Source organism: Paenibacillus sp. Y930 (genome assembly GCF_056786375.1).
Genome location: NZ_JBXCIX010000008.1, coordinates 26,301 through 41,724, shown reverse-complemented (window position 1 = coordinate 41,724; position 15,424 = coordinate 26,301). Strand labels below are relative to the sequence as shown.

The 15,424-nt window shown below is 38.6% G+C and carries 13 protein-coding genes and 1 other annotated feature; of the genes, 8 read left to right on the top strand and 5 right to left on the bottom strand.

The window, feature by feature from the left end; translation table 11 throughout:
* The first annotated feature begins 457 nt into the window (after positions 1–457).
* Complete coding sequence (gene glnA, locus AC1TO5_RS18725) at positions 458–1,882, top strand: type I glutamate--ammonia ligase (RefSeq protein WP_482064368.1); 1,425 nt, start codon at positions 458–460, stop codon at positions 1,880–1,882.
* Positions 1,883–2,270: 388 nt separating this feature from the next.
* A complete protein-coding gene (serC, locus tag AC1TO5_RS18720; protein ID WP_482064367.1) occupies positions 2,271–3,356 on the top strand; it encodes a 3-phosphoserine/phosphohydroxythreonine transaminase in 1,086 nt (361 codons plus the stop codon).
* A 385-nt stretch (positions 3,357–3,741) separates the two neighbouring features.
* Here the strand turns inward: serC and AC1TO5_RS18715 are convergent, their stop codons facing one another.
* Positions 3,742–4,458, bottom strand: coding sequence for a response regulator (locus tag AC1TO5_RS18715; protein ID WP_482064366.1), 717 nt, complete (start codon positions 4,456–4,458; stop codon positions 3,742–3,744).
* 201 nt (positions 4,459–4,659) lie between these two features.
* Between AC1TO5_RS18715 and trmL the strand changes: the two genes are divergently transcribed.
* The 3 genes from trmL to AC1TO5_RS18700 all read left to right on the top strand — a co-directional run bounded on the left by trmL (position 4,660) and on the right by AC1TO5_RS18700 (position 6,411).
* Positions 4,660–5,124: a tRNA (uridine(34)/cytosine(34)/5-carboxymethylaminomethyluridine(34)-2'-O)-methyltransferase TrmL gene (trmL, locus tag AC1TO5_RS18710; RefSeq protein ID WP_482064365.1), complete on the top strand. Its 465-nt coding sequence runs from the start codon at positions 4,660–4,662 to the stop codon at positions 5,122–5,124.
* 121 nt (positions 5,125–5,245) lie between these two features.
* Positions 5,246–5,494: an AbrB/MazE/SpoVT family DNA-binding domain-containing protein gene (locus AC1TO5_RS18705; RefSeq protein WP_482064364.1), complete on the top strand. Its 249-nt coding sequence runs from the start codon at positions 5,246–5,248 to the stop codon at positions 5,492–5,494.
* Positions 5,495–5,793: 299 nt separating this feature from the next.
* The gene (locus AC1TO5_RS18700) at positions 5,794–6,411 is read left to right on the top strand and encodes a hypothetical protein (protein WP_482064363.1); all 618 of its coding nucleotides are present in this window, start codon (positions 5,794–5,796) and stop codon (positions 6,409–6,411) included.
* On the opposite strand, the gene AC1TO5_RS18695 is transcribed toward AC1TO5_RS18700, so the two are convergent.
* Positions 6,395–7,111 carry a DUF2161 family putative PD-(D/E)XK-type phosphodiesterase gene (locus AC1TO5_RS18695; protein ID WP_482064362.1) on the bottom strand — a complete coding sequence of 239 codons (717 nt, stop codon included), beginning with the start codon at positions 7,109–7,111 and terminating at the stop codon, positions 6,395–6,397. The two genes, AC1TO5_RS18700 and AC1TO5_RS18695, sit on opposite strands and share 17 nt — an antisense overlap.
* A gap of 215 nt (positions 7,112–7,326) precedes the next feature.
* On the opposite strand from AC1TO5_RS18695, the gene AC1TO5_RS18690 reads away from it, so the two are divergent.
* Positions 7,327–9,222, top strand: a complete 1,896-nt coding sequence (locus AC1TO5_RS18690; RefSeq protein ID WP_482064361.1) for a PrkA family serine protein kinase — start codon at positions 7,327–7,329, stop codon at positions 9,220–9,222.
* A 258-nt stretch (positions 9,223–9,480) separates the two neighbouring features.
* Here AC1TO5_RS18690 and AC1TO5_RS18685 read toward each other — a convergent pair whose 3' ends face one another.
* Together AC1TO5_RS18685 and AC1TO5_RS18680 are read right to left on the bottom strand one after the other, a co-directional pair.
* Positions 9,481–10,761, bottom strand: coding sequence for a glycoside hydrolase family 27 protein (locus AC1TO5_RS18685; RefSeq protein ID WP_482064360.1), 1,281 nt, complete (start codon positions 10,759–10,761; stop codon positions 9,481–9,483).
* Positions 10,762–10,965: 204 nt separating this feature from the next.
* Positions 10,966–11,859, bottom strand: coding sequence for a helix-turn-helix transcriptional regulator (locus tag AC1TO5_RS18680; protein WP_482064359.1), 894 nt, complete (start codon positions 11,857–11,859; stop codon positions 10,966–10,968).
* A 314-nt stretch (positions 11,860–12,173) separates the two neighbouring features.
* On the opposite strand from AC1TO5_RS18680, the gene AC1TO5_RS18675 reads away from it, so the two are divergent.
* Positions 12,174–12,467: a hypothetical protein gene (locus AC1TO5_RS18675; RefSeq protein ID WP_482064358.1), complete on the top strand. Its 294-nt coding sequence runs from the start codon at positions 12,174–12,176 to the stop codon at positions 12,465–12,467.
* A gap of 106 nt (positions 12,468–12,573) precedes the next feature.
* Here AC1TO5_RS18675 and AC1TO5_RS18670 read toward each other — a convergent pair whose 3' ends face one another.
* Positions 12,574–13,134, bottom strand: a complete 561-nt coding sequence (locus AC1TO5_RS18670) for a maltose acetyltransferase domain-containing protein (protein WP_482064357.1) — start codon at positions 13,132–13,134, stop codon at positions 12,574–12,576.
* A gap of 178 nt (positions 13,135–13,312) precedes the next feature.
* Positions 13,313–13,564: a binding site (T-box leader), on the top strand.
* A 90-nt stretch (positions 13,565–13,654) separates the two neighbouring features.
* Here AC1TO5_RS18670 and AC1TO5_RS18665 point away from each other — a divergent pair.
* Positions 13,655–15,313, top strand: a complete 1,659-nt coding sequence (locus AC1TO5_RS18665; protein ID WP_482064356.1) for a 2-isopropylmalate synthase — start codon at positions 13,655–13,657, stop codon at positions 15,311–15,313.
* The last annotated feature ends 111 nt before the right edge of the window (positions 15,314–15,424 follow it).

The window sequence follows — 15,424 nt, the reverse complement described above, 5'->3', positions numbered from 1 at the left end:
TTGAGTGAAAAGTCTTTGAATCATTCGTATTAACGAATGGATTGCAAAGGCTTTTTTTTGTGTGTGAAGTAGTTGTATAAATAAAGTAAAAGCTATATATCGAACAAAGGATGGCAAGGATAAGCAGATAAAGTAGTGAAAAGAAAATGAGTGTGGAATAATATGTTGAATTAATGATAAAGCGCTTTCTAGTTTGTACTTTCCTACATAATTTTTGTGGGAAATGATTGAAAAAGTATCGTTTTAAATGTAGAAAGTATCCGAGAACCCTTATATATAAAGGGGGTTCATGCATGTATTAGGCTTGTGAGTTAACCTAACATGTGTATAAAAAATACCTTACATGACTATTGACGATCATTATGGTGAGAATTATAATTACAACATAAAGATTAGCGAGAAATTGAACATTATTCTACTATCACATCTGATTGTTCGGAAATGGAGGAGTTTTTATATGTCAGTTCAACAAATTATCAAATTTCTTGAGGAAAATAATATTCTATTTGTAGATTTTCGTTTTATAGGTCTTAATGGTGGGGTTCACCATATTACACTACCTTCTACTGAAGTAAGTGAAGATACTTTTGTAGATGGCGTAGCATTTGACGGTTCATCTATCCCAGGTTTCCGTGGTATCGAAGAATCGGATATGGTAATGATCCCAGATCCTGAAACTGCATATGTAGATCCATTCACTATACATCTAACACTTAACATCATGTGTAACATTCATTTGCCAAATGGTGAGCGTTATGATCGTGACCCACGTAGTATTGCTCAAAGAGCAGAGGAATATTTACAAACTGCTGGTGTTGGAACTACAGCGTACTTCGCTCCGGAATCAGAATTCTTCATTTTTGATGATGTTCGTTTCGGCAATGACATGCACTCTTCTCATTACTCTGTAGATTCCGAGGAAGCTGCTTGGAACACTGGACGCAAAGAAGAAGGCGGTAACCTTGGATTCAAAGTTGGCGTTAAAGGTGGCTATGTACCAGTTGCTCCAACGGATGCTCAACAAGATATTCGTTCTGAAATGGTTCGTGCTATGCAAGAAGCAGGTCTTCGCGTTGAACGTCATCACCATGAAGTTTCAACAGCAGGTTCTGCTGAAATTAACTTCCGTTTCGATACTTTAACAAAAACAGCTGACAACCTTCTAAAATATAAATACATTGTACAAAACGTTGCAAAACAATGGGGTAAAGTTGCTACATTTATGCCTAAACCGCTATTTGGCGATAATGGTAGTGGTATGCATGTTCACTCGTCGATCTTCAATGGCGATGAGCCGTTGTTCTACGAAAAAGGCGCTTATGGTAATATGAGTAAATTGGCAATGAGTTATATCGCGGGTATTTTACTACATGCACCTGCGCTTATCGCTATTACTAACCCAAGTACAAACTCCTTTAAACGTCTAGTACCAGGTTATGAAGCACCTGTAAACTTGGTATTCTCTAAAGGTAACCGTTCTGCAGCAGTTCGTATTCCGATTGCAGCAGTATCGCCTAAAGGCTGTCGTGTTGAGTTCCGTACTCCTGATACTACTGCTAATCCATATCTTGCATTTGCAGCTATGTTACTTGCAGGTCTAGATGGTATCAAAAAAGGTCTTGATCCAGTTGCTCTTGGTTTTGGACCATTCGATAAAAACATCTACGATCTTCCGGAAGAAGAGAAGAAAGAAATTCGTAGTGTTCCAGCTTCTTTAGAAGAAGCGCTTGACGCTCTTGAGTCTGATTCTGATTTCTTAACTGAAAATGGAGTATTCTCTGAAGAGTTAATTGCTAGCTACATTGCTTTGAAACGTTCTGAAGCAAAACAAGTGGCAATCCGTATTCATCCGCATGAATTTAACCTATACTTCGGTTGCTAATTCGTTAGTACGAAGTAAAAATAGTCCTTTTGGGATATAGAAGAAAGCTGCTTTACTGACGAGAAATTGTTAGTAGGCAGCTTTTTTATGTTCAGACTCAAAGCCAACGAACGATGAGAGTAGAATTACATTTGTGAAAAGATTCACAAAACAGTAACAGTATAATGCTGAGAATTTTGGTATACTTATTAAATCATATAGAAGAGTGAATATTCACCACAATAACTATCTATTATTGCGTTATATACCTTAAAATCCGAATGTTTGTTGATGAAACTTGGAATACGTTCGACTTTATCATTTAAACACGATGATTTTACTTGAAGGAATGTAGTAAAATTGATATAGTTTAAGATATTGATGGTGTAATCAGAGAGGATGAAAGTTAATGACACGTGCTTATAATTTTAATGCTGGTCCTGCTGCAATTCCTTTAGAAGTATTAGAGCAGGCTCAAGCTCAATTTGTTGATTATGAAGGTGCAGGCATGTCTATTATGGAAATGTCACACCGAAGCGCTCTTTATGAAAAAGTAAATCAAGAGGCGCAAGATGTACTTCGTGAGCTAATGAACATTCCATCTAACTACAAAATATTATTTCTTCAAGGCGGCGCAAGTACACAATTTGCGATGATTCCAATGAATCTTCTTTCCGAAGGTAAAGTTGGCGCTTATGTAGATACAGGTGCGTGGGCTGGTAAGGCTTACAAGGAAGCTTCTGTCGTAGGTGAAGCTGTTATTGTTGCTTCTACGAAAGAAGATAATTATATGCGTATGCCTGAGGCTGCTGAGATAAATGTTCCAGGCAATGCTGCTTATGTGCACATTACTACGAATGAAACAATTGGTGGCGTTCAATTCCAAAGCTTCCCTGAATTTGATGGCGTACCAGTAATTGCCGATATGTCTAGTGATATTTTGAGTCGTCCTGTCGATGTAAGTAAATTCGGTATGATCTATGCTGGTGCACAAAAAAACCTTGGACCTTCAGGTGTTACAGTAGTTATCGTACGTGAAGATTTAATTGCTGAAAGCCCGAAATCAATTCCAGCGATGTTCCGCTACGATACACATGCAAAAGCGAATTCTCTATACAATACACCACCATCCTTTGGTGTTTTCATGGTTGGACTAGTATTGAAATGGATCAAAGAAAAAGGTGGGCTTGAAGCTCTTGAGCAGTTCAACCTTAATAAAACAAAACTTATTTACGATGTAATCGATGAAAGTAATGGTTTCTATGTTGGATGTGCTAATAAAGAAAATCGTTCTGCTATGAATATTACGTTCCGTATTGCTAACGAGGAGCTTGAGAAGCAATTCATCAAAGAATCTGAGGCTGCTGGTTTTGTAGGCTTGAAAGGTCACCGTGATGTAGGTGGACTTCGTGCTTCAACGTACAATGCGGTTCCTCTAGAGAGCTGTGAGGCATTGGTCAACTTAATGAAGCAGTTCCAAGCTAATAACTCATAAGGTAATTCAAAATGTCCGCACGTGATCACGATGCGATTGCCCCGAAGTTGATTCGGAGGAGAACTTTTTGAACTTTTATACTAATAGAAATGCAACAAAGACCGCTCCAATCTCGTATGAGATAGAGCGGTCTTTCTGTGCGAACATAAGGATAATATTTTTATACGTTCAAAAAGTCCGTTTTTTGAACTACCTTTCCAATAAAGGTTCAAAAAGCGGGCTTTCAGAACCGAGAAGATGAAGCGCTACTTGAGAAAGATGGAAGCGCAAGTGTACGTTATTGGTACATGCGAACCGTACTTTCCAAGTTCGCTTCATATTCGATGTCGAGTAATCTACGTTAGCATAACATCGTTATCAAAGTCTGTTTTTTGAACTACCCCTACTAGGCAAATGAGCTAGTGCTCACTTTGGGTGGCTGCAGCTTATAGCCAACGTTGCGGATCGTTGTAATATATTCCGGATTACGTGCGTTGCGTTCGATTTTGTCGCGAAGATGACTGATATGCACATCAACAATACGTGTATCGCCCAAGAAGTGGTAGTCCCAAACGCCATGAAGCAATTGTTGACGGCTTAACACTTTTCCTTCATGCTTACAGAGGAATAGTAATAACTCGAATTCTTTCGGTGTCAGTTCAATGAGTTGTTCGTTCAGAAATACTTCACGTTGATCAGCCCAAATATTCAATGAACCAATCTGAAATTGTTGTTCTTTACTTAAACCTGGTAAAGTATCTAATCTACGGAAAATAGCTGTAATACGTGAGATTAATTCTTGTGGACTAAATGGTTTAGTCATATAGTCATCAGCGCCATTATCTAGTCCATTAATTTTATCGGCGATATCATGTAGTGCAGTAAGCATTATAATAGGAACAGCATTATTTTGATTGCGTAAAATACGGCAAACTTCAATTCCATTCATTTTCGGAAGCATTAGATCAAGTATAATTAAGTCAGGACGAAATACTCGTAAAGATTGAAATACTGCTTCGCCATCGGCAACGCAGAGAACTTCAAAGCCAGCAAGCTTTAAGTTGAATTCAATCAATTTAGAAATTGAAGGTTCGTCATCAACAATTAAAATCTTCTTTTGCATAGTAACACTCCTTAAACTTTTTATAGCTTCTCGATATTCTTCTTGCAATGAAAAGTACATCGGAAGGAAAGCTAAACTTTTTATTATTAGCTTAAGTATGAAGGAGAACAATAACCTCAGAATTAACGTTCTGTAAAATTGATGTAAAATGTGGAGAGTTTGTTAACAGAATATGAATACGAAAGAGAACGGAGAATAATAATGGCATTTCATATCGTTTTAGTCGAACCAGAAATTCCGGCCAATACAGGCAATATTGCACGTACATGTGCTGCTACAGGGGCGCATTTGCATCTTGTACGTCCACTTGGCTTCAGCACTGATGATAAACAATTAAAGCGCGCAGGCTTAGATTATTGGCATGCTGTGAATATTCAGTATTATGATTCATTCGCTGAATTACGTGGAAAATATGCTACCGCTAATTTCTATTATGCGAGTACAAAAGCTCGGAAAATGTATTCTGATATCACTTATCAAGATGGAGATTTTATCGTTTTTGGTAAAGAAACGAAAGGATTGCCGGAAGAATTAATTTATAATAATATTGAGTATTGTATTAAAATGCCGATGACAGATGCAGTAAGATCATTGAATTTATCTAATTCAGCAGCATGTATATTGTACGAAGCATTAAGACAAAATGATTTTCCGAATTTACTGTAAAAATAATATAAATATTTATTTCATATTTGCAGGAATTTGTAACTACGTGTCGAAATAGTTTAAAGCATGGTTTTCTCTCGAAATTACTTGCAAATTTATTCGACATAAGAGAGGTGAAAGAATGAAACCGGCAGGCGTGGTAAGAAAAGTGGATCAGCTAGGACGTATTGTCCTACCCAAATCACTTCGCAAGCGTTATCTGATGAATGAAGGTGACCCTGTTGAAATTTTTGTACAGGGAGATCATATTATCTTAGAAAGATATCGTCCTAAATGCGTATTCTGTGGTTCTATGGTCGAAGTCGTTGACTTCAAAGAAAGATATGTATGTGAAGCATGCATGACTGAAATGAATCTACTTAAAAATTAGTATATTCTATTCAATGTAATTAACAAAAAAGCAGCGATTTTCTCCTAAAGAGACGATCGCTGCTTTTTTGTGTTGAAGGCCTAGAGTCCACTTGTTTTATCTTCATTATATGAACTAGTCATAATAGCTGCAAGAAATAAAACAAGAACAGTAATAACAATCCAGAAATTCATGGTATAAGCACCTCCGTTAACTAATACCTATTATAACCAACGTGTGCAAAAAAGAAAACTTCAAAAATTAAGAACATATTGAGCACATTTCGGATATGAGTATAGTAGTGAAGGAAGGTGCATAGTTTGAAAAGAAAAGAGCAGCATAAAGATAAGGACTCGGTACGAATGAATACCTCAAAGAAAAATACAAGCTCTGGTAAAGGTAAAAAGAAAGCTATTGTAAATCCAGAGGGAAAGAAATCTAGTAAAGGTTCAAACACGGCTAAGAAATTAATTAAAGCCCAGAGTACAGCTTTAGAACAAAGCACTGAAAAATTGGATAATGAGCATATTACTTCTATTCCAATGCGAAATATATCTGGTGATCAAGAACGAGTGGAAAAAACTGAGCTTCAAAAGTCGCATAGTGAACGAGATGACGTACGTAACAATGATAATAAATCGACGAGATTTCTCGAACACTGTGAAGCAAGTAAGTTTTTGAAAATCGGCAAAAGAAGCTCAAATGATAAAGAGCTAATTGCTATCCAATTACCTAAAGGACTTCCTAGCAAATTATTACTAAAAGCATTGTTGCAGGAGCAACAAGCCTTCGCCGTATTACGTGAACAAGTAATACAACTAGACCATGCAGATGATACATCTATCGATGTTCAGCTAGAATCAATAAATACGGAGCATATTGCAACGTTAGTGAAGGAATTAGATGAATTGGTAGGTCAATTTACAGCAAGGAATTAGTCCAGCCATGGATCACTTCTTCATATTCTACTATTGCAGCATGTCCAGCTTCCGTTAACGTATATTTGCCACGCTCAATTTTATCAAACCACCCATAGTAATTATGTCGCAATATAGTCGGTACATTGGCAACACCACAATGTGTGCTAAGGTTTTTGGGAGATGATATTTCTAGTTGTTGCAGTGAGAGGGCACAGCGAAGTGCTTTCTCACGGTACGATGTGACCAGCTTTCGAGCATGGCTACCACCAACATTATAATCACCGCTACGCTCTTTGAATTCCTGAAGCAGGCGCTTGCCTTTGCGCACACGCTGATATCGAATCGGCTCATCTTCGGGCAAACATAATATTTCAACAACAGCTGGTTTGGTCTTATAGAAGGTTACAGTTATAAGTCCAATATTGAGTCTACGACAGAGCTCTGTTAGATCCCCATATCGTTGATTGACCGCACCTGATTTTTTGCGATTGCGCTCTATGGCCAAATAAACTTGAGCACCTAGTCTTTGACGTTCAACACCTTGCAGAAGTAATGCAAGATTGAACGTTTTTTTCATTTCTACAATAATAGTTTCTTCTGTATCGGGGTGAATGGCGACAAGATCGCAGTGATTCACTTCCGCTTTAACTTCAAATCCCTTATGAACAAAGTAGCGCTTAATGGGATCATACAATTCCTCTTCTTTTGCAATTGCCATTTCAAATTACTCCTTAGTTCAACAATAATAGCTCTATTATAGCAAAGGTAGTTAATTCGTATATAAATGTTTTCGGTAAAATAATGGGCAATATCCTACAATAACAAGCATACAATAGAACTATGTTACAGGTTCTGCTTGTTGATGTTAACGATCTCCCAGAGCGGAGAAGATAGATCACGTAGGTGTCTGATGTGATTGGGAGGAGGCAAAGGATGGATATTTTCAAACGTATATCAGAGTATCAGGCAGAGAGTGATCAATTAGCATGGTCAGGTACATTTAGAGAGTATGTAGAAATATTGAAAAATGATGTCTCTCCTGCGAGGACTGCGCATTCCAGAGTGTATGAGATGATTGAATCGCATGGGGTCGAAGTTAAAAATGGTCAGAAAAAGTATAAGTTTTTTGAAGAGGAAATATTTGGGCTCGATCGAGCTGTAGAAAAGTTGGTAGAAGAATATTTCCATTCTGCGGCACGACGATTAGATGTGAGAAAGCGTATTCTGTTATTAATGGGTCCCGTAAGTGGTGGTAAGTCAACATTAGTAACAATGTTAAAGCGAGGATTAGAGAACTTTTCGCGATCGGAGAAAGGTATTGTCTACGCCATCGAAGGTTGCCCAATGCACGAAGAACCGTTACATCTTATTCCACAAGAATTAAGACATGAAGTAGAAGCGAGTCTAGGTGCCAGAATTGAAGGCAATTTATGCCCTAGCTGTCAGATGAGATTGAAGGAACAGTATAATGGTAATATTGAAGAAGTTCGAGTAGAGCGAGTATTTATTTCCGAAGATGATCGAGTAGGTATTGGCACGTTCAGTCCCTCTGATCCGAAGTCTCAAGATATTGCAGATCTGACGGGTAGTATAGATTTTTCAACAATTACAGAGTATGGATCGGAGTCTGATCCAAGGGCCTATCGCTTTGATGGTGAGCTGAATAAGGCGAACCGTGGCATTATGGAATTTCAAGAAATGTTGAAATGCGATGAGAAGTTTTTGTGGAATTTACTTAGCTTGACGCAAGAAGGAAACTTCAAAGCGGGGAGATTTGCTCTCATTTCGGCTGATGAGCTTATCATTGCTCATACGAACGAAACAGAGTATAAATCTTTTATTAGTAATAAAAAGAACGAAGCACTACAATCCAGAATGATTGTTATGCCTATTCCATATAATTTAAATGTTACGGAAGAAGAGAAAATTTATAATAAGCTTATATCAGAGAGTGATATGAAGCATGTGCATATCGCGCCACATGCTCTCCGTGCGGCCGCCATCTTCTCGATCCTTACACGTCTGAAGGAAACGAAGAAGCAAGGTATGGACCTTGTGAAGAAGATGCGTATGTATGATGGTCAAGAGGTCGAAGGCTTCAAGGATGCTGATCTTAAAGAAATGCAAACGGAGTATGCAGAAGAGGGTATGTCAGGCATCGATCCTCGTTATGTTATCAACCGTATTTCAAGTGCGTTAATTAAAGGTGATATGGAGTGTATTAATGCGCTTGATGTATTGCGGGCAATGAAGGATGGGCTGGATCAGCATGCCTCGATCACGAAGGAGGAAAGAGAGCGTTATTTGAATTTTATTTCTGTAGCTCGCAAAGAGTATGATGATCTTGCGAAGAAAGAAGTTCAGAAAGCATTTGTCTATTCATTCGAGGAATCAGCACGAACATTGTTTGAAAATTACTTAGATAATATTGAAGCTTATTGCAATTGGGCGAAGATCAAAGATCCACTTACTGGTGAAGAGATGGACCCGGATGAGCGTCTGATGCGGTCTATTGAAGAACAGATTGGCATTAGTGAAAATGCAAAGAAGGCGTTCCGCGAAGAGATTCTTATTCGTATCTCTTCTTATTCTCGTAAAGGGAAGAAGTTTGATTTCACTAGCCATGAACGATTACGTGAAGCAGTTGAGAAAAAGTTATTTACTGATCTGAAAGATATCGTAAAAATTACAACTTCAACTAAAACTCCAGATGAGAGTCAATTGAAACGTATTAATGAAGTATCCGCACGGCTTATGGAAGAGCACGGCTATTGCCCAGTATGCTCCAATGAATTACTGCGTTATGTCGGTAGTCTGCTGAATCGTTAGAGGAGCGTAATTGTGCAGCATGAGGCCAAATTGGTGGAAGAGCCACGAAAGCAGCAATAGACTCTAAAATTAGAGTCCCTGTACTAGAAAGTCCGTAAAAGCAGTAATACACACTGGAATGGAGTTCCATGTATATTATGCCCGATGGTGCACCACATTCGACTCACAGCAAAACAAGCTAGCCTACGCTCATTCTCATGACGTATAGGCTAGCTCGTTTTTGTAATGTAACAGGTCAGTAAATATGAAGAGACGAATTTACTTCAATAACTGGAAGACTTTTGCACCATGTGCTGGGATCGCAAACGACTTAGCATCTTTAGCGACGATCTTAGTATTCTCCCATGCTTCGATTACTTGTGAATAGCTCGACCAATCGTTCATATTTGTACCAAGTTCAGTAGTAAGCTCTTCCTCACCAATATTGAAAATAGCGACGTAGCGAGAACCATTAGCACCTTCTGCTGTCCAGACGATACAATTGCTCGTACGAGAGTACAGGCGGGCGTTTGCAGAGTGTTGATTCATCTCTATAATATGTTTGTTCGTAATCAAATTCAGTGTCCACTCATCATTATCACGAAGCTCGCCGCCGAAGAATAGCGGAGAACGGAAAATACCCCATAGTGACATCATTGTAACTTGCTCATCCTTCGTAAAGCGAGTCCATCTGTCTGCACCGCCACCATCAACGGAGCGTATGCCAATATGTCCTAATGGAAGCATATCACAATCAGGCCAGTTGCCGTTGCCAGACTTACCTTGCCATTTCTCACAGCGATCGAACATATCAAGCAGCAAAGACCAGTGATCCCAGAAATCATCCGTCATACGCCACATATTGGCGTGCGTAGATAGGAAGCCCGCATGCTCTAGTGGTGCTGGACCTGGAGAAAGACTTAGTATCATCGGCCTGCCGCAATGCTGGATCGAATTTTGAATTAAGGCGATTTCAGGAAGATGAATATCATATAGGCGTGAAGCAGCGATATCATCGACTTTAATAAAGTCTACGCCCCAGCTAGCATATAACTCGAACAAAGAATTGTAATATTGCTGAGCACCTTCTTGAGTAGCATCGACACCGTACATATCTGTATTCCATGGACAAATAGAATTAGCAGAAGCGATTTGTCTAGCGGTAGCAGTTGACCCTTTAATCGCTGTATTCTGATGTGCGGCTTGGCGCGGAATACCACGCATAATATGAATACCGAATTTCAAGCCAAGACCGTGTACATAATCAGCCAAAGGCTTGAAGCCTTGTCCATTAGCTGCTGATGGGAAACGGTTAACTGCGGGAATGAGACGTGAAAACTCATCCATTTCTAGTGGCACGAACTGTCTATACTGGGATGATACAGCCCCAGGCTCACTCCATTGGATGTCGACAACGATCGTATCCCATCCAGATGATAATAAATGCTCAGCCATATACTCAGCATTTCCACGAATTTCAGCTTCCGTTACTGCTGCTCCATAACAATCCCAGCTATTCCAGCCCATAGGCGGAGTAGGGGAGAAAAGACGATGATCCATTCGATATCCCTCCGATAAGTTGCTCAATATGAATTAATGAATAATACATTATTGATCTAATCTTAATCGGAATGGGAGCTTATGAATACGATAAATTAGATACTTCAATAGCACAATATTGCAGATGTATTACTGGACAACTTTAATGAAAAGTTGTGCTGGATGCCCTACTTAAATTTCGTTGTAAATTAAGTGGGGGGAGGTTCACTTGAAATAAAACTTATCATACTGTAGCTGATGCTTTGTTGAACGAATTGAAGCGGGAGTTTGACCGATTAATTTGCGGAAGACTCTAATATAGTAGCTTGCCGAAGAATAGCCGACTTCCTGTGCGATATAATCTAGAGAATGAGTAGTGGACAATAGCAATGTTAGTGAGTTTTCAATCTTCTTTCTATTCAAGTAATCGTTCGGCGTGACACCCATATATTTCGTAAATGTTCGGATGAATTGATACTTGGATAAGCCAAGCTGATTAGCAAGCTCCTCTTGCCCGATCATATTCTGATAATGCTGATCAATATATTGTACAGCCGCAGTAATCGAAGCCGGTAGTTGCTTTGGAATGGGAGACGACTCCGCATACTTTCTTAGTTCAATAACAAAGGAATATACATAAGCAGAGGCGACATATTCATCAGTAATAAAGCCTGAGTGAGCTGCTGAGATAATCTCCTCTAATATTTGAATCGGCTTACTATTAGGCGGTAAAGTAGGCGTGCGTCCAAGAAATTGCACAATTTCGTTCCAAAATGGAAGAATTGTATGCGGTCGGATGAGAATAAAGTAGAAATGCCAGCCCTCTTGCTGTGGATCATAGTAGTAGCAATGATCACTAGGAATTTCGGTTAGAAAAGCTTGATGCGACTGGATTTTTAACGATTGTTGGCCAATATCTAAATGACCGTTACCGTCAAGTGTATATTGGAACAGTAGCAGCGGACCATCCTGACGCTCTAACCCATGCCAACGGTATTGTTCATGTGTAATATTAATATTATCATGACCAACGGCAAAGAGATGACAGAGTGGTAGATGAATATTCGCATAGTTATTGAAGCGAAAACCATACGTTTCATAAGGTAAATTCGTAGGCATGACAATACTCCCTTCAGATGGTATGGAGTGTATAGGGTTATGTCACCTCAGTATAACTTGTTTATAGTAATCTTCCTATCTATGAAAATTTACTAGTAAGCAATATTGTATACTCCAAGAGTTGGAGTGAATAAGCATATATTTTCCAACAATTCTTATTGACTAATAAATGTAACCATTGTAATATGTTCCTTGGTCATACTCATCAATAAAATTTATAGGGTTTGTCCACTATGATAAGAAATAGTTGACACTCATAGTTATAAAATTACGTTTTTGTGTATGAACGTTAATAAAATGAAGGACGTGATGATATGCAAGAAACAGGTCAACAAGGATATCAACAACAGCCTGGATATCCCCCGCAATACATAGTGCAAGAGCAAGTAGCGCCAGTTGTTAGCGTGAAAGATTGGTTACTTACAATGTTAATTTTAATTATTCCTATCGTAAATATCGTGATGATGTTTGTATGGGCATTTGGTGGGGGAAATCCTTCTAAAGCCAATTATTTTAAGGCAGCATTAATATGGGCGGCAATTATTACTATCCTCTATGTTGTAGTATTTGTATTGATATTAGGTTCCTTAGGTCTTGCCTTATCTTAAATTAATTAAGTCTTCGGAACGATGTTCAGATAAGAAATTACATTACAATGATAACAAACAAGGCAACGACCTCTTTTATGGAGATCGTTGCCTTGTATGCTTGCAGTTATTGTTCTATCTGCTTAATGATTCTCGCAGGATTTCCACCAACGACAACATTATCGGGTACATCCTTAGTTACAACTGATCCTGAAGCGACGACTACATTGTTGCCGATTGTAACTCCAGGGTTAATAACAGATCTTCCACCAATCCAGACGTTATGACCAATTGATACAGCCTTACCATATTCCGCACCTGTAATTCTAAGCTTTGCATTAAGCGGGTGAGTAGCTGTATAGATATGTACTCCTGGTGCGATAAAGCAGTTATCACCAATACGGATTTCACATACATCCAAAAATACGCAATCGAAGTTAGCGTAGAAGTTTTCGCCGATATGAATATTGTATCCATAATCACAACGGATAGTTGGTTCTATGTACAAAGATTCTCCTGTGGAACCAAATAGTTCTTTCAGTAGTTCTGTTCGCAATTGTCCTTCGCTTTCAAGCGATTGATTGAATAATCGAGTTAGTCTGCGTGAATGATCTCTATCTCGTAGCAATTCGGGATCAGAAGCAAGATACAGCTCACCATTTAACATTTTTTCTTTTTCAGTTTTCATGACAACCTCCGTAAGTATCTCAATCAGTTTATCTTGTTCATCATAACATATTAGTTCACGCCTTCAAGTTAATATAAGATATCGTTATTAAAGTCTGCGTATTGAACAACCCCAAGAAGAATCTTTTTGAATACACTTGATAAATTAGGGGCATATGTATTAGAATGATTAATAATAGTTAAATACTTTGAAGAGGAACAGTAAGATTTTCTGAACACTCAGAGAGCTGTTGGTAGGTGCGAAACAGCTGTAAAGAACTTCTGAACTAGCCTTGGAGTTGCTCACTGAACTTGTAGTATGTAGGTGAAGCCGGAGCCTAACCGTTATCAATAGGAGGATATATGACGTCATGTCATAATCCGCTAAGAGCATACCAACAGGTATGAATTGGAGTGGTACCGCGTAAGATGACAAGTCTTTCGTCTCTATTTTTGGAGATGGAAGACTTTTTTGTGTTTTTATAATGTAATTTTACAATGAATGGTTAGGAACAAATTAGAGAAAAAGGATGGTTATTACGATGAAAAATTACGATAAGTATACTAAAGGTTATTTTATGCCACCTGTGTCGAGCTTGAAATGGACGCAAAAAGAATACATTACTGAAGCACCGACATGGTGTAGCGTTGATCTAAGAGATGGTAACCAAGCGCTAATCGTTCCTATGAATTTAGAAGAAAAACTTGAATATTTCAAATTACTAGTAAAAATTGGATTTAAAGAAATTGAAGTAGGTTTCCCAGCAGCATCAGAAACTGAGTTTACATTTTTACGTACACTAATTGAGCAAAACTTGATCCCTGATGATGTAACGATTCAAGTGTTAACACAAGCAAGAGAGCATATTATTAGAAAGACATTTGAATCATTGAAGGGTGCTCCAAGAGCAGTTGTTCATCTATATAACTCGACTTCCGTTGCTCAACGTGAGCAAGTATTCAGAAAGTCCAAAGAAGAGATTATTAATATTGCCGTGACAGGTGCTGAGTTGCTGAAAACATGTGCAGCAGAAACGGAAGGTAACTTCCAGTTCCAATACTCACCTGAAAGCTTTACAGGTACTGAGATCGAGTTTGCGCTAGATATTTGTAATGCGGTGCTTGATGTATGGCAACCGACGGCAGACAATAAAGTAATTATGAATTTGCCTGTTACGGTATCAATGTCTATGCCTCACGTCTATGCTAGTCAAATCGAGTATATGAGCGAAAATATGAAATATCGTGAGAATGTCATTATATCACTGCATCCACATAATGATCGTGGAACTGGAGTTGCCGATACTGAGCTTGCACTTCTTGCTGGTGGACAAAGAGTGGAAGGAACATTATTCGGTAATGGGGAAAGAACGGGTAATGTGGATATCATTACGCTTGCATTGAATCTGTATTCTCATGGTGTTGATCCTCAATTGAACTTTGAAAAACTTCCGGAAATTCGTACAGTGTACGAAAGATTAACGAAGATGACAGTTAATGAACGACATCCGTATGCAGGCGAGCTTGTATTTACTGCATTTTCTGGTTCTCACCAAGATGCCATTGCAAAAGGGATGAAATGGCGTGAAGAAGAAGATCGCCAATATTGGTCAGTTCCTTACTTGCCGATTGATCCACTAGATATTGGTAGACAATATGAAGGTGATATTATTCGCATTAATAGCCAATCTGGTAAAGGTGGTATTGGCTACTTATTGCAACAAAATTATGGGTTGGACCTTCCGCAGAAAATGCGTGAAAACTTCGGCTACAAGGTTAAAGATATATCCGATCGCTTGAACAAAGAAATTATGCCAGAAGAAATATATAACATTTTCAAAGAGGAATATGTAAATATTAAAGCGCCAATTGAATTTGTGAATTATCATTTCTCCAAATCTGATGATTTCCAAACGGTTGTACAAGTGATTAAAAACAGCGAAACATTGGAGCTAACAGGTACTGGCGATGGTCGACTTGATGCGATTAGTAATGCATTGCAAACAAATCTAGGTATAAGCTTCTCTAATCTCACTTACAAAGAGCATGCGCTAGATGTTGGATCTAAGTCTCAAGCGGTTTCCTATATCGGAATTACAGCAGCGGACGGAACGATGTATTGGGGCAGTGGCATTCATGTTGACATTATGACTTCTTCAGTGAAGGCATTAGTAAGTGCAGTCAATAAAATGATCGGCTAATAGTAATAAATAAGCAGGATGACATTGTCATCCTGCTTATTTATTGTACGCCATGCATGGCGTATAATAACGATGTAAGTTGGTTCGGCAACCTTAATAATTTCACTATAG